This is a genomic window from Mesorhizobium sp. M0830, assembly GCF_040319965.1.
Classification (GTDB): Bacteria; Pseudomonadota; Alphaproteobacteria; order Rhizobiales; family Rhizobiaceae; genus Mesorhizobium.
The window spans coordinates 46,397-65,992 of record NZ_JAMYOR010000036.1; the positions used below are offsets into that span (position 1 = coordinate 46,397).

At 63.1% G+C, this 19,596-nt stretch carries 27 protein-coding genes; 10 read left to right on the forward strand and 17 right to left on the reverse strand.

What is annotated here, in order from left to right; all coding sequences use genetic code 11:
* Positions 1-88: 88 nt before the first annotated feature.
* The 3 genes from NKI20_RS20735 to NKI20_RS20745 are packed head-to-tail and all read left to right on the forward strand — an operon-like array spanning position 89 to position 2,201.
* On the forward strand, positions 89-760 hold the full coding sequence (locus NKI20_RS20735; RefSeq protein ID WP_352608563.1) for an amino acid ABC transporter permease: 672 nt from the start codon (positions 89-91) through the stop codon (positions 758-760).
* Positions 757-1,431, forward strand: a complete 675-nt coding sequence (locus tag NKI20_RS20740) for an amino acid ABC transporter permease (protein ID WP_352833678.1) — start codon at positions 757-759, stop codon at positions 1,429-1,431. The genes NKI20_RS20735 and NKI20_RS20740 overlap by 4 nt, the downstream gene beginning before the upstream one ends.
* Positions 1,432-1,457: 26 nt before the next feature.
* The gene (locus NKI20_RS20745) at positions 1,458-2,201 is read left to right on the forward strand and encodes an amino acid ABC transporter ATP-binding protein (protein WP_352833681.1); all 744 of its coding nucleotides are present in this window, start codon (positions 1,458-1,460) and stop codon (positions 2,199-2,201) included.
* A gap of 10 nt (positions 2,202-2,211) precedes the next feature.
* Here NKI20_RS20745 and arsK read toward each other — a convergent pair whose 3' ends face one another.
* The 9 genes from arsK to NKI20_RS20790 all read right to left on the reverse strand — a co-directional run bounded on the left by arsK (position 2,212) and on the right by NKI20_RS20790 (position 8,593).
* A complete protein-coding gene (gene arsK, locus NKI20_RS20750; RefSeq protein WP_352833684.1) occupies positions 2,212-3,453 on the reverse strand; it encodes an arsenite efflux MFS transporter ArsK in 1,242 nt (413 codons plus the stop codon).
* Positions 3,446-4,873, reverse strand: coding sequence for an NAD(P)-binding domain-containing protein (locus tag NKI20_RS20755; RefSeq protein WP_352833687.1), 1,428 nt, complete (start codon positions 4,871-4,873; stop codon positions 3,446-3,448). Before NKI20_RS20755 ends, arsK begins: the two co-directional genes overlap by 8 nt.
* A 44-nt stretch (positions 4,874-4,917) precedes the next feature.
* Positions 4,918-5,238, reverse strand: a complete 321-nt coding sequence (locus tag NKI20_RS20760) for an ArsR/SmtB family transcription factor (protein WP_352833690.1) — start codon at positions 5,236-5,238, stop codon at positions 4,918-4,920.
* Positions 5,239-5,301: 63 nt separating this feature from the next.
* A complete protein-coding gene (gene arsC, locus NKI20_RS20765) occupies positions 5,302-5,724 on the reverse strand; it encodes an arsenate reductase (glutaredoxin) (RefSeq protein WP_352833693.1) in 423 nt (140 codons plus the stop codon).
* Positions 5,721-6,452, reverse strand: a complete 732-nt coding sequence (locus tag NKI20_RS20770; protein WP_352833695.1) for an aquaporin — start codon at positions 6,450-6,452, stop codon at positions 5,721-5,723. The genes arsC and NKI20_RS20770 overlap by 4 nt, the downstream gene beginning before the upstream one ends.
* A 13-nt stretch (positions 6,453-6,465) precedes the next feature.
* Positions 6,466-6,798 (reverse strand): ArsR/SmtB family transcription factor, encoded by a 333-nt coding sequence (locus tag NKI20_RS20775; RefSeq protein ID WP_352608572.1) that lies wholly within the window; start codon positions 6,796-6,798, stop codon positions 6,466-6,468.
* Between the two features lie 74 nt (positions 6,799-6,872).
* Positions 6,873-7,571: an RES family NAD+ phosphorylase gene (locus NKI20_RS20780; protein ID WP_352608573.1), complete on the reverse strand. Its 699-nt coding sequence runs from the start codon at positions 7,569-7,571 to the stop codon at positions 6,873-6,875.
* Positions 7,565-7,993 (reverse strand): antitoxin Xre/MbcA/ParS toxin-binding domain-containing protein, encoded by a 429-nt coding sequence (locus NKI20_RS20785; protein ID WP_352730982.1) that lies wholly within the window; start codon positions 7,991-7,993, stop codon positions 7,565-7,567. Before NKI20_RS20785 ends, NKI20_RS20780 begins: the two co-directional genes overlap by 7 nt.
* Before the next feature lie 132 nt (positions 7,994-8,125).
* Positions 8,126-8,593: a GNAT family N-acetyltransferase gene (locus NKI20_RS20790; RefSeq protein WP_352833700.1), complete on the reverse strand. Its 468-nt coding sequence runs from the start codon at positions 8,591-8,593 to the stop codon at positions 8,126-8,128.
* A gap of 287 nt (positions 8,594-8,880) precedes the next feature.
* Here NKI20_RS20790 and NKI20_RS20795 point away from each other — a divergent pair, with 287 nt between their 5' ends.
* The 3 genes from NKI20_RS20795 to NKI20_RS20805 all read left to right on the forward strand — a co-directional run bounded on the left by NKI20_RS20795 (position 8,881) and on the right by NKI20_RS20805 (position 11,195).
* On the forward strand, positions 8,881-9,471 hold the full coding sequence (locus NKI20_RS20795; protein WP_352730977.1) for a cation efflux transmembrane domain-containing protein: 591 nt from the start codon (positions 8,881-8,883) through the stop codon (positions 9,469-9,471).
* A 177-nt stretch (positions 9,472-9,648) separates the two neighbouring features.
* Positions 9,649-10,035, forward strand: coding sequence for an ester cyclase (locus NKI20_RS20800; RefSeq protein WP_352833705.1), 387 nt, complete (start codon positions 9,649-9,651; stop codon positions 10,033-10,035).
* Between the two features lie 104 nt (positions 10,036-10,139).
* A complete protein-coding gene (locus NKI20_RS20805; RefSeq protein WP_352833708.1) occupies positions 10,140-11,195 on the forward strand; it encodes a YeiH family protein in 1,056 nt (351 codons plus the stop codon).
* Positions 11,196-11,365: 170 nt separating this feature from the next.
* Here the strand turns inward: NKI20_RS20805 and msrC are convergent, their stop codons facing one another.
* The 5 genes from msrC to NKI20_RS20830 all read right to left on the reverse strand — a co-directional run bounded on the left by msrC (position 11,366) and on the right by NKI20_RS20830 (position 14,961).
* On the reverse strand, positions 11,366-11,863 hold the full coding sequence (gene msrC, locus NKI20_RS20810; RefSeq protein WP_352608579.1) for a free L-methionine (R)-S-oxide reductase MsrC: 498 nt from the start codon (positions 11,861-11,863) through the stop codon (positions 11,366-11,368).
* Positions 11,864-12,044: 181 nt separating this feature from the next.
* Entirely contained in the window at positions 12,045-12,359 is a 315-nt protein-coding gene (locus NKI20_RS20815) for a GYD domain-containing protein (protein WP_352730973.1), read from the reverse strand.
* A 263-nt stretch (positions 12,360-12,622) separates the two neighbouring features.
* Positions 12,623-12,781 carry a hypothetical protein gene (locus tag NKI20_RS20820; protein ID WP_352833713.1) on the reverse strand — a complete coding sequence of 53 codons (159 nt, stop codon included), beginning with the start codon at positions 12,779-12,781 and terminating at the stop codon, positions 12,623-12,625.
* A 152-nt stretch (positions 12,782-12,933) separates the two neighbouring features.
* Positions 12,934-14,565: a chaperonin GroEL gene (gene groL / locus NKI20_RS20825; RefSeq protein ID WP_352833716.1), complete on the reverse strand. Its 1,632-nt coding sequence runs from the start codon at positions 14,563-14,565 to the stop codon at positions 12,934-12,936.
* Positions 14,566-14,598: 33 nt separating this feature from the next.
* The gene (locus NKI20_RS20830) at positions 14,599-14,961 is read right to left on the reverse strand and encodes a co-chaperone GroES (protein WP_352608583.1); all 363 of its coding nucleotides are present in this window, start codon (positions 14,959-14,961) and stop codon (positions 14,599-14,601) included.
* A gap of 249 nt (positions 14,962-15,210) precedes the next feature.
* Between NKI20_RS20830 and NKI20_RS20835 the strand changes: the two genes are divergently transcribed.
* Both NKI20_RS20835 and NKI20_RS20840 read left to right on the forward strand, forming a co-directional pair.
* Positions 15,211-15,459 (forward strand): hypothetical protein, encoded by a 249-nt coding sequence (locus tag NKI20_RS20835; RefSeq protein ID WP_023760015.1) that lies wholly within the window; start codon positions 15,211-15,213, stop codon positions 15,457-15,459.
* Positions 15,456-15,722: a DUF1488 family protein gene (locus NKI20_RS20840; protein ID WP_023760014.1), complete on the forward strand. Its 267-nt coding sequence runs from the start codon at positions 15,456-15,458 to the stop codon at positions 15,720-15,722. The genes NKI20_RS20835 and NKI20_RS20840 overlap by 4 nt, the downstream gene beginning before the upstream one ends.
* A 209-nt stretch (positions 15,723-15,931) precedes the next feature.
* Here NKI20_RS20840 and NKI20_RS20845 read toward each other — a convergent pair whose 3' ends face one another.
* From NKI20_RS20845 to NKI20_RS20855, 3 genes are all read right to left on the reverse strand, one after another.
* Entirely contained in the window at positions 15,932-16,333 is a 402-nt protein-coding gene (locus NKI20_RS20845; RefSeq protein ID WP_352833720.1) for a type II toxin-antitoxin system HicB family antitoxin, read from the reverse strand.
* Between the two features lie 5 nt (positions 16,334-16,338).
* Positions 16,339-16,527, reverse strand: a complete 189-nt coding sequence (locus NKI20_RS20850) for a type II toxin-antitoxin system HicA family toxin (RefSeq protein WP_352833723.1) — start codon at positions 16,525-16,527, stop codon at positions 16,339-16,341.
* 238 nt (positions 16,528-16,765) lie between these two features.
* Positions 16,766-16,900, reverse strand: coding sequence for a hypothetical protein (locus NKI20_RS20855; protein ID WP_352833725.1), 135 nt, complete (start codon positions 16,898-16,900; stop codon positions 16,766-16,768).
* 81 nt (positions 16,901-16,981) lie between these two features.
* Between NKI20_RS20855 and NKI20_RS20860 the strand changes: the two genes are divergently transcribed.
* Entirely contained in the window at positions 16,982-18,025 is a 1,044-nt protein-coding gene (locus NKI20_RS20860; RefSeq protein WP_352833728.1) for a LacI family DNA-binding transcriptional regulator, read from the forward strand.
* A 62-nt stretch (positions 18,026-18,087) separates the two neighbouring features.
* A complete protein-coding gene (locus NKI20_RS20865; protein ID WP_352833731.1) occupies positions 18,088-19,335 on the forward strand; it encodes an ABC transporter substrate-binding protein in 1,248 nt (415 codons plus the stop codon).
* The last annotated feature ends 261 nt before the right edge of the window (positions 19,336-19,596 follow it).

Below are 19,596 nucleotides of genomic sequence, written 5' to 3' on the forward strand. Positions count from 1 at the left end.
TTCCCTACTTCCCTACTTGCTACTCGCTACTCGCTACTCGCTATTCGCTATTCGCTAGTCACCCTTCCCTCTTCACCGCCGCGCGCCCATGCTCGAGAATTTCAGCTTCCGCACAATCGTCGAATATCTGCCCCTGTTCGGGCACGGCCTGATCACGACCGTCTGGCTGTCGGCGCTGTCCTTTGTCGGTGCGCTCGTCGTCGGCATAGTGCTGTGCGCGGCGAACCTGCAGCGCGGCTGGCTGTTCCGCACAACGGCCAAGGCCTATATAGACGCCGTGCGCGCCACGCCCCTGCTGGCGCAGCTCTATTTCCTCTATTTCGGTTTGCCCAGGCTCGGCTTCGTGCTGCCCGAGCTGGTCGTCGGCATCCTTGCGCTATCGCTCAACAGCGGCGCCTATATCGCTGAAATCATTCGCGCCGGCATCCTGTCGATCCCGCGCGGCCAGGTCGAAGCCAGTGTCGCCTCGGGCATGACCTATGTCCAGCGCATGCGCCTGGTCGTCCTGCCGCAAGCCTTCAAGGTGACGATCCCGCCGCTGCTCGGCCAGGCGATCGTGCTGGTCAAGGATTCCGCACTGCTGTCGCTGATCTCGGTTTCCGAACTGACGCGCGCCGGCCAGTTGCTCGCCTCCGACCGCTTCATGCCGGCCGAAGGCTTCCTCACCATCGCCGCCTTCTATCTGCTGCTCTATTACGGACTGAAGGGACTGGCTGGCCTGTCCAGCCGCTGGCTCGGCGCAGCGGGGGCCCGCACATGATCTGGCAACAGCTGCAAAGCCTCGCCGGCTCCTATCCGCTGGCCCTGCGCGGCCTCGGCATGACCGTGGTGCTGTCGCTGATCAGCCTGGTGCTCGGCACCTCGCTCGGCTTCGGTCTCGGCGTCTTGCGCACCGGTGGCAATCGGCTGATATCAGCCATCATCGGCGCCTGGGTCGACCTGATCCGCGGCACGCCCTTCCTAGTGCAGATCTTCCTGATCTTCTTCATTCTGCCGGAGTTGGGCATCGAGCTCGACGCCTTCACCGCCGGCATCATCGCGCTGACCAATCTGGCCGCATGCTTCATCTGCGAGATCGTCGCCGCCGGCATCCGCTCGGTGCCGACAGGCCAGGTCGAGGCGGCACTCGCGTCCGGCCTGTCGCGCTGGCAGCGCATGCGCCAGGTGGTGCTGCCGCAGGCAATGCGCATCGTGCTGCCGCCGCTGGTCGGGCAGTATGTGCTGTTGATCAAGGATTCTTCCGTCGTCTCTGCCATCGGTCTGACCGATCTCACCCGCGTTGGCTGGCTGGTGGTGCAGCGTGTGCCGAACGGCCTCTTGGTCTTCTTCCTCGTCGGTGTCGGCTATTTCATCGTCTGCTATCCCCTGATCATGCTCGCCCGCCGGCTTGAGCGCCGCATGGGTGCGGCGCATGGCGAGGTGCAGCTGTGACATCGAACCCGAAGAGCCCAAAAGATATGACCAAAACGGGCATGATCGACTTTCGCGGCGTCAACAAATGGTTCGGCTCGCTCAACGTGCTCAGGGATATCACGCTCAGCGTCGAGCCGCGCGAAGTGGTCGTCGTCTGTGGCCCGAGCGGCTCCGGCAAGAGCACCCTGATCCGCTGCGTCAACGGTCTGGAAGCGATCAAGGACGGCGACCTCACCGTCGACGGCCAGCGCCTCGGCGACCCCGCCACCAACATGACGCAGCTGCGCACCGAGATTGGCTTCGTCTTCCAGTCGTTCAACCTCTACCCGCACAAGACCGCGCTCGAAAACGTGACGCTCGCCCCCATCCATGTCCGCAAGATCCCGCGGGGCGAGGCCGAAAAGGCCGGGCGCGAATTGCTGGCCAAGGTCGGGCTGGCCGACAAGGTCAATGCCTATCCGGCACAGCTCTCCGGCGGCCAGCAGCAGCGCGTGGCGATCGCGCGTTGCCTCGGCATGCGGCCCAAGATCATGCTGTTCGACGAGCCGACCTCGGCGCTCGACCCCGAGATGATTTCCGAAGTGCTCGACGTCATGGTGGCGGTCGCAGAGGAAGGCATGACGATGATGGTGGTGACGCATGAGATGGGCTTTGCCCGCAAGGTCGCCCAACGCGTGGTGTTCATGGACGCCGGCGCCATCGTCGAAAGCGGCACGCCCGACGAGTTCTTCTCGCACCCCAAGACCGACCGCAGCCGGGCTTTCCTCGGCAAAATTCTCAGGCATTGACGCGAAGCAGTCAAGCCGCCTCTTCCGGACTCCCGCCCATCACAAACGCAACCCGGCCGCCACGCCGCCTCAGCAGCGCGATGGCGAGGAAGGCGATGACGCCGCTCGCGGCGACGGCCACCAGCACCCACAGCGAATTGGCGACCGAAGTCCGCGCCATCATGAAGGCGAGCGCGAACGGCGCGAAGGACGAGGTGAACTGACGGGCGGCGCTCGCCCATCCGAGCCGCGCGCCATAGCCCTCGCGGCCGAAGAGTTCGAGCGGCAAGGTGCCGCCGACGATGCTGGTGAGGCCGGACCCGAGGCCAAACAGGAACACGAACAGGAAGGCGCCGGGCAGCCACGGTGTGGTCAACAGCAACGCGCACAGCCCGGCCGTGAGCAGCGAAGCTGCGATGACGGCAAGGTGCGTTTGCGGCAATCGCCCGCCAAACAGCATGTTGATCAGCCGGCTGGCGACCTGTGACGGGCCGAACAGGGTCGAGACGAAGAGGCCGGCGGTGCCGAGCCCAAGAGCCGCTGTCAGCGGCACCATGTGGATCAGGATCGCAGACAGCACGAAGCCTTCGGTCGCGAAGCCCGCCAGCATCAACAGGAACGCAGCCCGGCCGCGCCGCGAATCGAGCGGCGCGCCCGCTTCCGGGGCAGGCCCGCGCTCTTGGCTCGCGGCCGTCGCGTGATGGCGCGACAGGCGCATCAGCCAGGCGTGGATCGGCAGGCAGAGCCCGAGATTGAGTGCCGCGAACAAAAGATAGACCTCGCGCCATGTCAGCTGCGCATGCAGCGCCGAGGTCAGCGGCCAGAACAGCGTCGAAGCGAACCCGGCGATCAGTGTGAGGTGGGTTATGCTGCGCTGCGGACTCGGAACCCCGATCTGCACGATCGCCACGAAGGCGGCGCTATAGAGGACGAAGCTGGAGGCCAGTTCCATCGCCAGCAGCGCCAGAACGAAACTCACGCGGCCGGGCGAGACGGCGCACAGCGCCAGCGCCAAGGCTGCCGCGACCGAGCCCATGGTCATGATGCGCCCAGCGCCGAAGCGGTCGGCCCAGCCTCCAGCCGTCGGCGCGAACAGGCTGCCGGCGAACAGCGAGGCGGACAAGGCGCCGAACACCCAGCCTTCGGTGAGGTCGAATTCGCGGGCCATAGCCGGCGCCAGGATCGAGAAGCTGTAGTAGAGCGTGCCGTAACCGATGATCTGGGTCAGCCCGAGCGCCCAGATCGCCTTGCGCAGGACAGATCGGTCAGGCATCGCTGGCTGCCATCGTCTCTCGCGCCTCGATGCCGGCCGGCGCGGTTGCACAGCCGCAGCCCGACGCGCCGTTTGCCTTGGCGTCCGCATCCCTGACGCAGCAGGCATCGACATTGGCGGGCGCGGGGCCGCCGCAGCAGCCGGCGCTTTTCGACACCGTCACGACGCCGGTGGCGCTGCACACGCCGGTTTCCGGCAGCACCAGCCGCACCTCGCGAGCCGCGGCATGGTCTCCGGCAATATCGGCGACCACCGAGCGGACCTGTTCGTAGCCGGTCGCCATCAGGAAGGTCGGCGCGCGGCCATAGGATTTCGAGCCGACGATGGCAAAACCCGGTTCGGGATGGGCGAGCTCCGAGATGCCATGCGCGGGAACCGTGCCGCATGAGTGGAAATTCGGATCGATCAGCGGCGCCAGCGCCGGCGGCGCCTCGACGGCGGGATCGAGTGCGATGCGGACTTCGCCGAGGAACGACAGATCGGGCCGGAAGCCGGTGGTGACGACGATGCGGTCGACGGCCAGGTTGAACGGCTTGCCGGCCAGGCTGGCGTCGACGACGAGCCCCTCGCCTTGCACCTCGATGCGGTTGACGGCGAAAGGCGCCAGCATGTTCAGCCGGCCATCCGCCATCGCCTGCTTGGCGGCCAGCCCGAGCGCGCCGCGTTCCGGCAACTGGTCGTTCAGCCCGCCGCCGAGCAATCTTTCGACGCTGGCGTGGCGCAGCGCCCAGAAAATCTCGGTGCCGGGTGCGGCGTCCCGCAACTCCATCAGCGCCAGGGCGACGTTGATGGCCGAGTGCCCGCCGCCGATGACGAGGACGCGCTTGCCCGCATAGTCTTTTCTCGCCTTGCCGACTACGTCGGGAATGCCGTAGGCGATGCGCCCGCGAGCCTCGCCCTCGCCTGGAACCGGCAGTCCATCGACGCCGATCGGGTTTGGCCGCCACCAGGTTCCGGACGCGTCAATGACGGCGCGCGCGTGGGCGCGGTGCTCGCCGCGGGCATCGCGGTAGCGGATGACGAAGGGCGCTTGCTTGCGGCCTTCATTGGCGATCTTGTCATGCCCCTGACGGGTGATCGCGGTGACCTCGGCGCCGAGCTTCAGATTGGCGGCGATCGCGGGAAGCCGGCCAAGCGGCGCCAGATAGTCGCGTACGATCTCGCCGCCGGTCGGCAGGGCTTGGCTGTCGGGCGCCGTCCAGCCGGAGCGGTCGAGCAGCGCCCGCGCCGCCGCGTCGATGTTGTATCTCCACGGCGAAAAAACCCGCACGTGACCCCATTCGAGCAGTGCAGCACCGACACTCTCGCCGCGCTCCAGGATCAGCGGGCGGATGCCGCGCTCGACCAGGTGCGCCGCGGCAGCGAGGCCGACCGGGCCGGCGCCGATCACCGCGACGGGAAGATCTGCCATCATGTCCATCGGTTCGATCCTTCCGGTATCTTCGAATTATACGTCCAAAAAAATCAGGCCGGCGCTTTGCTGGCGGCAGGCGCGCAGGTGGCGTCGGCGCAGCACTCGTCGGCCAGATAGCCGATCAGTGCGTTCATGCCGGGATAGTTGGCGCGGCAGATCAGCGTCGTCGCCTGCCGCTCCTGCGTGACAAGGCCGGTGTCGACCAGCCGCTTGAGGTGATGTGACAGCGTCGAGGACGGAATGTCGAGCTTGCCCTGGACGCTGCCGACGGCAAGCCCCTCCTCTCCGGCGCGCACCAGGATGCGATAGAGCTGAAGCCGTGTCGGGTTGCCGAGCGCTTCGAGCTGCGCGGCTGCTTTTTCGAGTTTCATGGAAATAAGCTATGCGACACTTTTCGCGTCGTCAATCAAATTTCGAAAAATATGGAAATAACGTCAGACGACACGCTTGCCCAAGGCGTCGATGACCACCTCGCCGTCCTCCTTGGTGAACGCGCCGATCTCCGGGTTGGGCAGGATGTCCAGCACCTTTTCCGACGGTCGCGCCAGGACGACGCCGAGCGGACTGACCACGATCGGCCGGTTGATCAGGATCGGATGCTCGAGCATGAGATCGAGGATCTGCTCGTCGGTCCATTTCGGGTCGGCAAGCCCGAGTTCGGCATAGGGCGTGTCCTTCTCGCGCAGCAGGTCGCGCGGTGTCATGCCCATCGCCGCGATCAGTTCGACCAGCCTTTCGCGCGACGGCGGCGTCTTCAGATAGTCGATCACCTCCGGCTCCTCGCCCGACTGCCGGATGATGGCCAGCGTGTTGCGCGACGTGCCGCAGGCCGGGTTGTGATAGATGGTGACGGTCATTGCGCGGCCTTCATCTGTTTGATCGGTTTCGGCTCGGCGAGCAGCCAGCCCGCCAGGGCCATGGCCAGCAGCGCCCCCAGCAATTCGGCGGCTATGAAGCCTGGCAGGTCGACCGGACGGATGCCAGAAAAAGTGTCGGAAAAAGCGCGGGCGATAGCGACGGCCGGGTTGGCGAAGGAGGTCGAAGCGGTGAACCAGTAGGCAGCCGTTATGTAGAGCCCGACCAGCCAAGGGATCGAGTCGGAGCGGAAGCGCAGGCCTGCCAGGATGGTGAAGACAAGGCCGAAGGCGGCGACTGCCTCCGCGAGCCATTGCCCGGTTCCGGTCCGCACCGTCGCCGAGGCCTGCAGGATCGGCAGTTCGAACATGGCATGGGCCAGAAATGTCCCGGCGATGCCGCCCGCGACCTGGGCGATGATATAGGCAAGCGCCGCGTTCGCCTCGATCTCGCGTCGAAACGCGAATACCAGCGTGACGACGGGATTGAAGTGCGCCCCCGAGATCGGTCCCAGTATCGTGATCAGCACGACGAGGATCGCTCCCGTCGGCAAGGTGTTGCCGAGCAGTGAAACGGCGACGTCGTGTGTCAGCCGGGCGGCCATGATGCCGGAGCCGACCACAGTCGCGACCAGCAGCGCGGTTCCCAAGGCTTCCGCGACGATGCGGCGTGGCAAGTCACCTTCGGCAGGTTTCGGCCGAACTCGTCCACGCGCTTCTGGATCGCTCATCGGTGGTTGCCCCCTAGCAGTCACAGGTCACGGCATTGATGACAGGTCGACAGAGTTCCGGCGCGCCGTTGCAGCAATCTTCCATCAGATAGGCCAGAAGGTCGCGCAAGCCGGTCATGTCGGCGACGTAGCGCACGATCCGGCCGTTGCGTTCGGGACGGATCAGCCCGGCATGGGCGAGCACCTTCAGGTGCGCCGACATGGTGTTCTGGACCGTGTCCAGCCTTGCCGCGATCTCGCCCGCCGGAATGCCTTGCGGCCCGGCGCGCACGAGCAGCCGGAAGACATCCAGCCGCGTCTCCTGGCCAAGTGCGGCCAGCGCGTTCAAAGTGCCTTTCTTATCCATATATCCGAATCCTTGGATTTATGGATTTCCGGATATCGGGTTCGCCGCGATCTGTAAAGCGTGTTTGCACGTCGTCAGGTGACCGCCAGCACCTTTCCTGTATCGTGCTGGCGCACGAAGTCCACGCGGGCACCGTCCCAGTGATAGCTGTAATGTCGGCCCTGCACCGGAATGGTGATGACGTCTGGCCAGAAGATGCCGATGCAGCCGCCGCCCGGCATGCGCACGCTGTTCCACACCAGCCCGTCGCTGCCTGCCGCCCGCAGCGCACGCCCTTCCGCCTGCGAGGCGGAATAGTCGTCCGGGTCGAGCACATCAGGTACCGCGTTGACGTCATCGAGGTCGCGGTCGACGCTGCCGATCAGCACGCGGAAATCCGCCGTCCAGCCTGGATCCTCATGGGTGGCTCGCATGAATTTCTGGTGGTGATGGATGGTCTCGGCCAGCGCCACGTCCTCGCTGTCACCGGCATAGTAGATGCCGTAGCTGCCGTCCGAGAAGCGTCCGGGCCGCAGCGTCGAACAATGCACGAAGGGCGCCATCACGAAGCTGGCGCCGGGCCCGGAAACCCGTCTTGCGGCGGCCACCTTGCCGAGGTCGCCGATCTCGAACCTTATGCGCGGGTTGGTCTTCGCCTCGACCGAGGCCAGCGCCTCCCAGTCGCGCGGGTCTGCGATGTCCTCGAAAAGGTCTATCGGCGGATGGATGGAGCGGATGATGCGGAAGGTCTGGTGCCAGTCGACGCGGCGACGGACCGCAAGCCCACTCACCATGCACCACGCTCCGCATCGAGCCATTCGCGCATCGCGGCAAGATCGGAAATTTCGCCGCGCAGCATCAGGTCGAGGGCCGACTGGCCGCCGAAGGCGGCATTGGGCTTGCGGATCCAGGCATAGCCGCGCGCCGGCTCCGTGAACAGGTAGCGCAGGCCCTTGTGGATGCCCATCAGGTGCGCCATGCGGGTGCGCAGGTCGCGGTCGATCCTGCCGATGCCGCCCTCCTTCCAGCGTGCCCCAGTCTTCCAACGTGCCCAAGTGCGGGCCGACATGCCGCCGAGCAGGATACAGGCTTCGAGGTCGGTGAGATTCCAGGCCTTGAACAGGTTGACGGTTGTGCGCGCGAGCGCGCCCGCCTCGTCGTCTGATATGACACTTCCCGCTGCGGCCGGTGTGGTGACTATGGACTGAAGCTGCATTTTGCACCTCGCTATTGGCAGATATATAGCATGCATCTGCCAATTGGCAAGACGGCGCTCGCCGGGCCGAGTCTATTCCGCCGCTTCGTACCGAAAAGGCGCAACGGCTCAGGATGGCCCGGCCCGCCCATATCAGCCCGTCCGTCTCTTGCTCATATAGACCGTCACGCCATTCATGAACGGCTCTTCCCGGTCCACGACATAGCCGTGCCTCCTGTAGAGCGACACATTGGCCTCGAAGGCGCCATTGGTCAGCAGGCGAAGCTCGACGCGGCCCGCTTCTATTGCCTGTTGCTCAGCCCGCTCCAGCAACAGTCGGCCGATCCCCCTGCCCTGCGCATCTGGTGCGACGCAGACGTTCTCGATCCAGAGATGATCGTCGGCCAGGATGGTTTCGATCATCCCGACGATACGGCCACCCTCGACGGCAAGATCGAACGAATGCTCGGCAACGGCCTTGTCGTAGTCGGTGCGCATCGGCAGCGGCTCGCGACCGATTACCGGCACCCATTTGGCATAGGCGGCCCGAACGATATCCCTGATCGCGGCGGCGTCCGCCGGCACCGCCGGCCGAAGCCGGATGGAAGAGACGATGGTCATGAAAATGCTCCAGAATATGAAAACCCCGTCGGCCTGCTTGAGGCGAACGGGGCTGGAAACGAACGAACTGGTTCTATCGTGCCGGCCTTCGTCGTCGCGCAATCAGCTTGCCGCTCCGCACTGCGCAGGGGCGGCGCCGCTTGGTGTTGATGAGCGAAAAGACGAACATGCCGTCACGCTGGGGCATGAAGCGTGGCGCTGTCAAGGCGGATGCTCAATCGGTAATGTCTCACGTCATGGATTCGTTGCAGGTCTCGCGGTAACGGCAATTGATCGATGGACAGAATATGACCGGGACGCTGAACAAGGCGGTGCGGATGGTCGCCATCCTGAACCTCGCCTATTTCGGAATCGAGTTTGCCGTAGCCGTTTGGATCGGATCGGTATCGCTGTTCGCGGACAGCATCGATTTTCTGGAGGATGCATCCGTCAACCTCCTGATCATGGTTGCGCTGGGCTGGACTATGCGCAACAGAGCGCGGCTCGGAATGGCGCTGGCGGGAGTACTTCTGATCCCGGCTTTGGCGACGTTATGGACGGCCTGGGAGAAATTCAACATTCCGATTCCGCCAGCGCCCGTTCCGCTAACGCTCACCGCGGTTGGCGCGATCCTCGTCAACCTGTCGTGCGCGCTCTTGCTGGCCCGCTATCGCCATCACAGCGGCAGCCTTACCCATGCAGCATTCCTGTCGGCCCGCAACGACGTCCTGGCGAATGTCGCAATCATTGCCGCCGGCCTGGTCACGGCGTTCGTGTGGAATTCGGCTTGGCCAGATATCATCGTAGGCCTTGCAATCGCCGTCATGAATGCGGATGCGGCCCGCGAGGTCTTCACGGCCGCAAGACGCGAGTTCGCACAAGGCCAAATTTCAAACTGAGATGTTCCCGCCCGATCCGGGCGCAAGCCTCGCGTCCTCGATACGCCGTCGGTCAACACGGATCTCGTTGATGCCGACCTCTTCCAACAGCACAATCCATCTGGATTGAACCTGCCGTCGCTCTATCTTCTTGCTCGAGCGTCACCTCTTCCAAGACGCAAGCGCCGGAGCGTTGCCGTGACCGACACAGAGCTGGCTGACAACTATCGAGGCTACATCGCTTGCCTCAACAATCAGGATTGGCGCAACCTGCATCGGTTCGTCCATGACGAGGTGCACTATAATGGCGACCGGGTCGGGCTGGCGGGTTACCGCAAAATGCTGGAGCGGGATTTTACGGAAATCCCCGACCTCTATTTCGACATCCAACTGCTGATCTCGGATACGCCCTTCATAGCCAGCCGGCTCCAATTCAACTGCACGCCGATCGGAACCTTCCTTGGCCTGCCCGTCAACGGCAGAAAGGTCTCCTTCAGCGAGAACGTCTTCTATGAATTTCTGAACGACAGGATCAGGCACGTCTGGTCGGTGATCGACAAGGCGGCCATCGAAGCGCAGCTTTAGTCTGACAATCGTTCGTAAAAATCGATCGTTCTAACGAAAATAATTCGTTGGAAAGATTGGTTCTGGAATGGCATTCCTCCGCGATACCAGCCCGGAGCATTGCATTGTCTTCCTTTACCCACATTGCGAACGATATTCCGAAAAGCCTGATTTCTGCCGATCTTCCCCGGGGACAAAAATCTCTCAAATGGAGCGGCATCGTGCCAGGCATCGTCTTGGTCGCGATGATCACCGGGGTCGCCTTCTCGGCCCGCAATGTCTCAGGTTTCGCTTTGTTCAGCCCGATGATAACCGCCGTCGTCGCCGGCATGATCTATTCCAACGTGCTCGGCACGCCCGCCCACGCCAAAGCCGGCATCGCGTTTTCGCAGCGCCGGCTGCTGCGCTTTGCCATCGTGCTGCTCGGCTTCCAGCTGACGCTTGGCCAGATGGTATCGATTGGCGCCTACGGCGTCAGCATCGTGGCGGCTACGCTCGGCGCCACCTTCGTCTTCACCATCACGCTTGGCCGGCTGATCGGCGTCGACGCCAAGCTGGCGCAGCTGATCGCCGCCGGCACTTCGGTCTGCGGCGCCTCGGCCATCGTCGCCACCAACATCGTCACCGATGCGCGCGACGAGGACGTCGCCTACGCCGTCGCGTCGATCACTTTGTTCGGCACCGTCGCCATGCTCGGCTTCCCGCTCATGGCGCCTATGCTCGGCCTCGACCAGCACGCTTTCGGCCTGTGGGCCGGCGCTTCGATCCATGAGGTGGCGCAAGTCATCGGCGCCGGCTTCCAGAACGGCACCCAGTCAGGTGAGATCGCCACCGTCGCCAAGCTGACCCGCGTCGCCATGCTGGCGCCGATGGTCATCACGCTCGGCCTGATGGCCCGCCGCAAAAGCAGCGGTCAGTCAGCCGCACGGCCGCCCATGCCTTGGTTCGTCGCCGCCTTTGTCGCCGTCGTGGCGCTGAACAGCTTGGTCACCATGCCGGCCGAGATGAAGTCGGCAATAGCGCTCGCCACCACGATCATGCTGACCATGGGGCTGGCCGCCATGGGCCTGCAGGCAGACATTTCGCAGCTGCGCTCGCGCGGCCTGCGCCCGCTGGCGCTCGCCTTCTCGGCCTTCCTGTTCATCGGCTGCTTCAGCCTGATGCTGGTGAAATTCGCCTAGTTCAGACCCGGCCAGGTTCAGACCCGGCCAGGGCATGTTGAGATTCAGGTCAGGCCGGGGCGAGAACGATGGCTTCCGAGAACCGGAGCGGAGCGTACTTAACTACGTGAGCACCGGAAGCGCAGGAAGCCGCCGTTCGCAGCCCGGCCTCACCTGAATATCAGCATGCCCTAATCCTCGAACGAACTCGCCGCTGCATAGATCGCCGCCAGCGTCTCAATGCCGGCCTGGTCGGCCTTGTCGAAGCGGGCCGGCAGCGGGCTGTCGAGGTCGAGCACGCCAAAGACGCCCTCATCGTCCTCCAGCAGCACCACCAGTTCCGAACGCGAATCGGCGTCGCAGGCGATGTGGCCGGGGAAATCATGCACGTCCTTGATCAGCATCGAGGTGCCGAGTTCGACCGCCGTTCCGCACACACCCTTGCCGACGGCGATGCGCACGCAAGCCGGCTTGCCCTGGAACGGCCCGAGCACCATTTCCTCGTCCGATTGCAGGAAATAGAACCCCGCCCAGTTGAGGTCCGGCACCATCTGGAAAATCAGCGCCGCGGTGTTGGCGGCGTTGGCGATCGAATCGCGCTCGCCGTCGAGCAGCGCCTTAAGCTGGGCGGCAAGGTCGCGATAGAACGCGGCCTTGTCTGAGGTGTCGATGGCTTTGGCCGCAAGCATGGCTTGTCTCCGTAATCAGAATCGCGGTTGCGTTTCCGCAAGCTCTCTGCACCAAACGACCACCGGACGATACTAGCTTGAACTCCAGTCGCAGCGAAAGTCGGAAGAAGATGCCGGTCCGACACTCGGCAGCACGGCACGTCCATCGAACCGTGCTGCCTTGATCAAGAAGGCAAGTCCACTAGCCGGCGGGTTTGTACGCGCCGGCTGCCTTGTTGGCGGCCGCGAGCACTGCCTTCATGTCGAGTTCTTCCAGAACAACCATCTCGGTCAGCGAGCCGCTCGCTCGCACCGCAAGGGACATGCCAATCCCCGCTGACTGGTCCGGCACCTCGCCATTGACGACGACGTCATAGATGCCGCGCGTGAACATCATGCTGGTCATCTTGCCGCCAACGCTTTCAAAAAGCGCCTTGACCGCAGCTTGCCTGTCCGAGCCTTGCATCAATCCTTTGGCGGCATGAGGCGCATAGTTTGCCAAAATAGTCACTTTCATGGGTATTTCCTCCAAATGTCACTGTCTCGTGGCTGCTCCATAATTCGAGCGGCACGGAGTGATTTTTCGGTAACAATCGCAGGCGCCCTTGGACGCGTTGGCGGCCGAGGGCCCGCTGCCTGAGAAATATGCGCCTTAGCTAATGTAATGACAATACCAGACAGGCCGTTAGCAGCCACCGGATTGCGGAAGTGATCTGGCTGGATCTCGGCTCGGCCAATGGCATCGAGCTCGGGCCGGAAAGTGGCGGCGGCGCCGCAGATTCACATCGGGCGTTTGGGTTCGCTCTTTGATGGCGTCGCCGTGTTGAAATCGGATTTCTTGTGCTTGTCGGCGGCAATCCTGCGGATGCGGTCGAAGCGGCTTTCCTCGGTTTTTTCGGTCGTCACGACCGTCTCTGGCTTCCGCACGAACGTGATCATGGATCCGTCTCCTGGGCTAGAGGCCTGCACGCCGGGAGAAAATACCCCCGGCGGTAGTTATCCCGGCTCCATTGAAGAGCCGGGGTGGCTGATTCAGGACAGGTCTGAAAGGTGGCTTTTATGGAATCACCTTTCGCAGGACTGCCGAATCCTTAGTAGCCGCCCATGCCACCGCCACCGCCGCCCGCAGGTGCGGCATCCTTGGCCGGAATGTCGGTGATCATGGCTTCGGCGGTGATCAGAAGGGCTGCGATCGAGCCGGCATCCTGCAGCGCGGTGCGCACCACTTTCGCCGGGTCGACGATGCCCGCCTTGATCATGTCGACATAGGTCTCGTTCTGGGCGTCGAAGCCCTGATTGTGGTCCTTGCTGTCGATCAGCTTGCCGACGACGATCGAGCCTTCGACGCCGGAATTCTCCGCGATCTGGCGGATCGGCGCTTCGAGCGCCCGAAGCACGATCGAGATGCCTGCGGTGACATCGGCATTGGCGCCATTCAAGCCGGCCAGTGCCGACCTGGCACGCAGCAGTGCCACGCCTCCGCCGGGCACGATGCCTTCTTCAACCGCGGCGCGCGTTGCGTTCAGAGCATCGTCGATGCGGTCCTTCTTTTCCTTGACTTCCGACTCGGTGGCGCCGCCGACGCGGATGACGGCAACACCGCCGGAGAGTTTGGCCAGCCGCTCCTGCAGCTTTTCCTTATCGTAGTCGGAGGTCGTCTCCTCGATCTGGCCCTTGATCTGGGCGACGCGCGCTTGGATGGTCGCCTTGGTGCCGGCGCCGTCGATGATCGTGGTGGTGTCCTTCTCGATCAGCACGCGCTTGGCACGGCCCAGCATCTCGACAGTGACGTTTTCGAGCTTGATGCCGAGATCCTCGGAGATCATCTGGCCCGATGTCAGCACGGCGATGTCTTCCAGCATCGCCTTGCGGCGGTCGCCGAAACCCGGCGCCTTGACGGCCGCGACCTTCAGGCCACCGCGCAATTTGTTGACGACCAGCGTGGCGAGTGCCTCGCCTTCGACGTCCTCGGAGATGATCAGCAGCGGCCTGCCGCTCTGCACCACCGCTTCGAGGATCGGCAGCATCGCCTGCAGATTGCCGAGCTTCTTCTCGTGGATGAGGATGTAGGGGTCTTCCAGCTCGGCTCGCATCTTGTCGGCATTGGTGACGAAGTAGGGCGAGAGGTAACCGCGGTCGAACTGCATGCCTTCGACGACGTCGAGCTCGGTGTCGGCGGTCTTGGCCTCCTCGACGGTGATGACGCCGTCATTGCCGACCTTGTCCATCGCCTTGGCGATCATCTCGCCGACGCTGGCATCGCCATTGGCGGCGATGGTGCCGACCTGGGCGATCTCGGCCGACGACTTGACCTTCTTGGCGCGAGCCTGGATTTCCTTGACCACGGCGGAAACCGCCTGGTCGATGCCGCGCTTGAGGTCCATCGGGTTCATGCCGGCGGCGACCAGCTTGGCGCCTTCGCGCAGGATCGAGGCGGCCAGCACCGTAGCGGTGGTGGTGCCATCACCGGCCAGATCGTTGGTCTTCGAGGCGACTTCGCGCACCATCTGCGCGCCCATGTTCTCGAACTTGTCGGCAAGCTCGATTTCCTTGGCGACGGTGACGCCGTCCTTGGTGATGCGCGGAGCGCCATAGGCCTTGTCGAGGATGACGTTGCGGCCCTTGGGACCGAGCGTGACCTTCACAGCATTGTTGAGGATCTCGACGCCGCGCAGCATGCGGTCGCGCGCATCGGTGGAGAATTTGATTTCCTTGGCAGACATGATTTTTATCCAGTTTGGTCGGAGAAAATGAGATCAGGCAGCTTTCTTGGCGGCCGCGCTCTTGTCGATGACGCCCGTCTCGCTCTTGTCGATCACGCCAGTCTCGCTCTTGTCGATGACGCCCATGATGTCAGCTTCCTTCATGATCAGAAGGTCCTCGCCATCGATCTTGACCTCGGTGCCCGACCATTTGCCGAACAGGATGAAGTCGCCTGCCTTGACGTCGAGTGGAACAAGCGCGCCGTTTTCGTCACGGGCGCCAGGCCCAACGGCGATGACTTCGCCTTCCGCGGGCTTTTCCTTGGCATTGTCGGGGATGATGATACCGCCCTTGGATTTGATATCGCCTTCGGCGCGACGAATGACGACGCGGTCGTGGAGTGGCCGAAATTTCATGGGAACATTCTTTCTGGGGCCGGCACAGGCGGCCACGCCCCCTTTCTATAGACGCATTGGCACTCGATAGATAGGAGTGCCAAAAATTATTCGCGTCCGAATTAAATATTCAAAAGTATTATTTCGGCGGCCGGTTTCGTGATATCCGCAGATCGTCAAATAATTCAAAAGATTGAATTTTGCCGATCGAGTGCCTATTTGTCGGACGAGTTCACTTTCACGATTTCAGGTACAAGGGAGATTTCTTCGATGGCCGAAGGCAATCAGACGATCATGGAAAAAGCTGAAGCCCGCTTTGTCGACAAGCAGAAGAAGACAGCGGAGAAAAACAAGGCAACCGCCGAATATATGTCCGAAGCGAGGGCCCGGGAGATCAAGACGGCAAGGCTCAGGGAACTGCGGCTGGCCAAGGAAGAGGCTGACCGCGTCGCCGAGGCTCTCAATCCTACGCCGAAGAAGAAGCGGGTGACCAAGAAAGCCACGGAGGCCAAGACATGAGTCTCACCTTCCCCAACCGTAGCCGCAGCTATGACGAGGCCGGCCAGCGCATCCGTTTCGTCGGCTATGATGGCATGTTCCAGATCTCCTTTTCGGTCGCCGCCGACGCGATGGCGAAGATGCAGCCAGCAGCCGCAGCCAATGAGGCCGGTTACCTCGCCACATTCGACACCGAGGGCAGCGCCATCCGCGAAGTGGCGTCGAGGGCTTACGACCGCACCCACAGGAGCATGTATGTGCTGACGGCAGCCGATTTCGGCTGAGGACCGAATGGCGGCGACGGCGATCAGGGCCTGCGCCCTGCCCTCCGCGCGTCCTAACGCCGGGTCCGTGGCGCTCACGGCTCCACACCGCAGTCTTGGGTATCGATGGTCACGCAACGCAGGGTCATGATCGTCGAGGCCAAGACGCTTCCAAGTGAAAGCGATGCTGGCCTCTGAAGTTCCGCCCACCTTTCGTCACGAAAGGTGGGTTAGGTAGCCTCGAGTTCCATTACCTTCACTGCCGCTTTGGCGAGAAATCCAGAACGGGTGTAACCATGAGCCTCGGCGAAGGCATCTATTCGCTGAAGAACGTCATCTGGTAGAGTGACGTTTACCCGCACCGCCTTTTTTGCTTCGGTTTTCAGGCCAACTAGAATGGCGACACCATCGCGGTTGACAGACGACGCCATAACCTCGGTTAGAGACGAGGGTTCTGGAATAGCCTCCCCATCTTCGACAAGCCCTTCCACATGAAAGGCAAGGGCCTCTTCGGCCATAACTCGCGCGTCATCCAAGTCCTTACCTGCCGTAATCAAGCCAGGAAAATCAGGAAAAGACACGCCGAAGTCGCTTTCGCCATCCTTATGGATAAGTCCAATATACTGCTTCATGTCTCTCACCTCAGTCTCAATCCGGACTGCTTTTCGATACTGCGCAGGGTGCCGATGGGTATGTCTCGCTTGGGGCGCGGAACCGTGACCCGTCCCGGTTTGTCGTTATGCTTGAACTGAGCATGACTGCCTTTTCGAGCAACTTCGAACCATCCATCGCCAACCAATCTTGCAATCACATCGGCGCCCTTCATGTGTGTATGAATACACACTTATCCTCGCGATATCAATGAAAACTGGTCCAGGCGAATCAGCCTATATGACCGCGGCGGTCGCTTGGCGAACATCGTCGCTGTCGCCGCTGTTGTCGAAAGCAGTGCCGGTTCCATCGTGGTTCGATTCCCTGGATCATCTGGCTCGCGCTCAACGGCAACTCAGGCGATGAGGTCGCGGACTCAATGGTGCGGCCTGACGGCAGCCGGTTTCGGCCGATCAGCCGAGATCCATCTCCTCGACCATCGGGGCGAAATCCAAACCTGAAGTCATTACCTGTCCAGACCATTTTTCCGCTTGAACGACCATCAGATCTGGCTTAGCCTTGGTTTGAGAAAAGGTTTTTCCAAACATTTCCGATCGGGCTTGGCCACGTGCCGGTTCTTTTCCGGGCTGTAAGAGAAAACCTTTTCCCAGCTAAGGATTCTCGGCGCGATGCCATCGGACGATCTGCCTGTTCCGGCCTTTTCCAAGCCAGTCACCTTGCGTGACGTGGCCGCGCAGGCCGGCGTCAGCGTCGCTACCGCCTCGAAGGCGCTCAACAACCAGGGGCGAATGACCGGCGAAACGCGCGAACGCATCCGCGAGACGGCGCGGCGCCTCGGCTTCCGGCCCAACAGCCTGGCGCAGAGCCTGCTCCGGCGGCGCAGCTTCACCGTCGGCCTGCTCACCAACGACACCTATGGCCGCTTCTCGCTGCCGCTGATGTCTGGCATTTCGGACGCGCTGGTCGACAATGGCGTGTCGGTGTTCCTGTGCAATGTCGAGGAGGATCCGCGGCTGGGCCAGATGCATGTCGACGCCATGCTCGACAAACGCGTCGACGGCATCATCGCCACCGGCAAGCGCATCGACCGCCATCTGCCTGTCGACCTCAGCAATCTGCGCGTCCCGGTGATCTATGCCTTCACGCAGCCCGATCCCGACGCCATCGCCTTCGTTTCGGACGATTCCGACGGCGCCCGGCTGGCTGTCGAGCACCTTTGCCGGCTGGGCTGGAAGCGCATCGCCCATGTCACCGGCCCAGCGAGCTTTGCCGTGGTGCACGCCCGCGCCCAGGCTTACCGCGACGTGCTGATCGAAAACAGCCTGCCGGTCACCGAGCCCCTGCTCGGCTCCTGGTCGGAAGCCTGGGGTCATCAGGCGGTAGCGCAACTGTTCGACGGCAAAAGCGAGATGCCGGACGCCGTCTTCTGCGGCAACGACCAGATCGCGCGCGGCGTCATCGATGCCTTGCGCGAGCGCGGCCTGAACGTTCCGCGCGATGTCGGCGTCATCGGTTTCGACAATTGGGAGATCGTGGCCGAGGCGACGCGCCCGCCGCTGACCTCCATCGACATGAACCTGGTCGCACTCGGGCGCGAGGCCGGGCTGACCCTGCTTTCGCTGGTCGGCGGCAAGCGCGCCGCGCCGGGCATTCGAAAACTGCCGTGCCGGCTGGTGGTGCGGCAGTCATGCGGCCATCCGCTGGATGGCTGAAACCAAGCGCCGCGCAATCGGCGCCAAGCCGCGGAGCGCGGCCAAACCTGGAGGAGGAGAACATGAGGAACCTGATTGCCAAACTGGCCCTGGCCGCTGCCGTTCTGGGTAGCGGACTCGGCACTGCCGCCGCCGAGACGGCCAACATCTGGGTGCGCGCCGACGGCTCCAATTTCATGCCGAGGATCGTCGACGCCTACAACAAGGCGCACACCAACCAGGTCAAACTGGACATCATCCCCAATGCCGAGATCATCCCGAAATATGGCGCTGCGGCCGCCGGCGGCACTGCTCCGGACGCGCTGTCGCTCGACCTGATCTACACGCCGTCCTTCGCCGCTGCCGGCCAGTTGGAGGACATCACCGACTGGGCCAAGTCCCTGCCCTATTTCGCCAGCCTGTCGCCGGCGCATGTGAAGACCGGCACCTATAAGGACCACATTTACGGCCTGCCGTTCTCCGCCGACGCCTCGGTGCTGATCTGGAACAAAAAGCTGTTCAAGCAGGCCGGCCTCGACCCTGAGAAGGGGCCGACCAACTGGGCCGAGATCGCGGCCGACGCCGAGAAGGTCAACGCACTCGGCGGTAACATCAAGGGCTTCTACTTCTCGGGCAATTGCGGCGGCTGCAACATCTTCACCTTCACGCCGCTGATCTGGGCGTCGGGCGGCGACATCCTCTCGGAGGACGGGTCCAAGGCGACGCTGGATAGCCCGCAATTGCGCAGCGCCATTGATCTCTACCGCTCGATGGTCAAGAAGGACCTAGTGCCGGCAGGTGCGCAGACCGACACCGGCGCCAACTTCTTCGCCGCCTTCGCCGCCGGCAATATCGGTATCTCACCCTCCGGCGCCTTCGCCATCGGCGCGCTCAACACCCAGTATCCCGATATCGACTACGGCGTCACCTTCCTGCCGGGCAAGGATAGCGGCTGGTCGTCCTTTGCCGGCGGCGACAATTTCGTCGTCACCAAGGGCACCACGAAACTGCCCGTGGTGAAGGAATTCCTCGATTTCGCCTATTCGATCGAGGGCCAGACCATCCTCGCCAAATACGGCAGCCTGCCGGTGCGCGGCGACATCGCCAAGGAAGCGCTGAAGGATCTCGATCCGCGCTACCAGATCGCCGCCGAGGCCATGGCCAAGGGCCGCACGCCCTATTCGGTGGTGTTCAACGACCTGATCAACTCCGCCAACGGGCCGTGGACGCAGATGATCAACGAGGTCTTCTTCGGCGACGACGTCGACGGCGCGATCGCCAATGCGCAGGAGACGATGCAGTCAATCATCGACCAGGCGCCGCAGAAGTAGCGGCGTCTGCCGGCCGCCCGCTCGTCTCCCTGGGCGGGTGGCCGCCCCAGCTCCCCCTTGAGGGGAGGATGGACATCGCATCCGTCAGTGCAGGCTATTCGACATGGAAGCTTTGAGACATCCGCTCGGCCTATCCAGTTTGGGTTCCTCGCCCCCACGTGAGTGGGGGAGAGGTGGCTCGGCGAAGCCGAGACGGAGAGGGGGACTGCGCCCTACGAAGGCCCCCTCAACCGGGGGCGCGCGGGGCGCCCCCCCCCCCCC

Bases quoted from the DNA above. Each gene is read 5' to 3' on its own strand.
- NKI20_RS20865 (WP_352833731.1), top strand. From the start codon at position 18,088: ATGAGGAACCTGATTGCCAAACTGGCCCTGGCCGCTGCCGTTCTGGGT.
- NKI20_RS20770 (WP_352833695.1), bottom strand. From the start codon at position 6,452: ATGAGCGATCCAGAAGCGCGTGGACGAGTTCGGCCGAAACCTGCCGAA.
- NKI20_RS20760 (WP_352833690.1), bottom strand. From the start codon at position 5,238: ATGAAACTCGAAAAAGCAGCCGCGCAGCTCGAAGCGCTCGGCAACCCG.
- NKI20_RS20745 (WP_352833681.1), top strand. From the start codon at position 1,458: ATGACCAAAACGGGCATGATCGACTTTCGCGGCGTCAACAAATGGTTC.
- NKI20_RS20780 (WP_352608573.1), bottom strand. From the start codon at position 7,571: ATGGTGAGTGGGCTTGCGGTCCGTCGCCGCGTCGACTGGCACCAGACC.
- NKI20_RS20775 (WP_352608572.1), bottom strand. From the start codon at position 6,798: ATGGATAAGAAAGGCACTTTGAACGCGCTGGCCGCACTTGGCCAGGAG.
- NKI20_RS20820 (WP_352833713.1), bottom strand. From the start codon at position 12,781: ATGATCACGTTCGTGCGGAAGCCAGAGACGGTCGTGACGACCGAAAAA.
- NKI20_RS20850 (WP_352833723.1), bottom strand. From the start codon at position 16,527: ATGAAGGGCGCCGATGTGATTGCAAGATTGGTTGGCGATGGATGGTTC.
- NKI20_RS20830 (WP_352608583.1), bottom strand. From the start codon at position 14,961: ATGAAATTTCGGCCACTCCACGACCGCGTCGTCATTCGTCGCGCCGAA.
- NKI20_RS20795 (WP_352730977.1), top strand. From the start codon at position 8,881: ATGACCGGGACGCTGAACAAGGCGGTGCGGATGGTCGCCATCCTGAAC.
- NKI20_RS20835 (WP_023760015.1), top strand. From the start codon at position 15,211: ATGGCCGAAGGCAATCAGACGATCATGGAAAAAGCTGAAGCCCGCTTT.
- arsK (WP_352833684.1), bottom strand. From the start codon at position 3,453: ATGCCTGACCGATCTGTCCTGCGCAAGGCGATCTGGGCGCTCGGGCTG.
- NKI20_RS20740 (WP_352833678.1), top strand. From the start codon at position 757: ATGATCTGGCAACAGCTGCAAAGCCTCGCCGGCTCCTATCCGCTGGCC.
- msrC (WP_352608579.1), bottom strand. From the start codon at position 11,863: ATGCTTGCGGCCAAAGCCATCGACACCTCAGACAAGGCCGCGTTCTAT.
- NKI20_RS20860 (WP_352833728.1), top strand. From the start codon at position 16,982: ATGCCATCGGACGATCTGCCTGTTCCGGCCTTTTCCAAGCCAGTCACC.
- NKI20_RS20790 (WP_352833700.1), bottom strand. From the start codon at position 8,593: ATGACCATCGTCTCTTCCATCCGGCTTCGGCCGGCGGTGCCGGCGGAC.
- NKI20_RS20855 (WP_352833725.1), bottom strand. From the start codon at position 16,900: ATGTTTGGAAAAACCTTTTCTCAAACCAAGGCTAAGCCAGATCTGATG.
- NKI20_RS20845 (WP_352833720.1), bottom strand. From the start codon at position 16,333: ATGAAGCAGTATATTGGACTTATCCATAAGGATGGCGAAAGCGACTTC.
- groL (WP_352833716.1), bottom strand. From the start codon at position 14,565: ATGTCTGCCAAGGAAATCAAATTCTCCACCGATGCGCGCGACCGCATG.
- NKI20_RS20755 (WP_352833687.1), bottom strand. From the start codon at position 4,873: ATGGACATGATGGCAGATCTTCCCGTCGCGGTGATCGGCGCCGGCCCG.
- arsC (WP_352833693.1), bottom strand. From the start codon at position 5,724: ATGACCGTCACCATCTATCACAACCCGGCCTGCGGCACGTCGCGCAAC.
- NKI20_RS20840 (WP_023760014.1), top strand. From the start codon at position 15,456: ATGAGTCTCACCTTCCCCAACCGTAGCCGCAGCTATGACGAGGCCGGC.
- NKI20_RS20785 (WP_352730982.1), bottom strand. From the start codon at position 7,993: ATGCAGCTTCAGTCCATAGTCACCACACCGGCCGCAGCGGGAAGTGTC.
- NKI20_RS20815 (WP_352730973.1), bottom strand. From the start codon at position 12,359: ATGAAAGTGACTATTTTGGCAAACTATGCGCCTCATGCCGCCAAAGGA.
- NKI20_RS20735 (WP_352608563.1), top strand. From the start codon at position 89: ATGCTCGAGAATTTCAGCTTCCGCACAATCGTCGAATATCTGCCCCTG.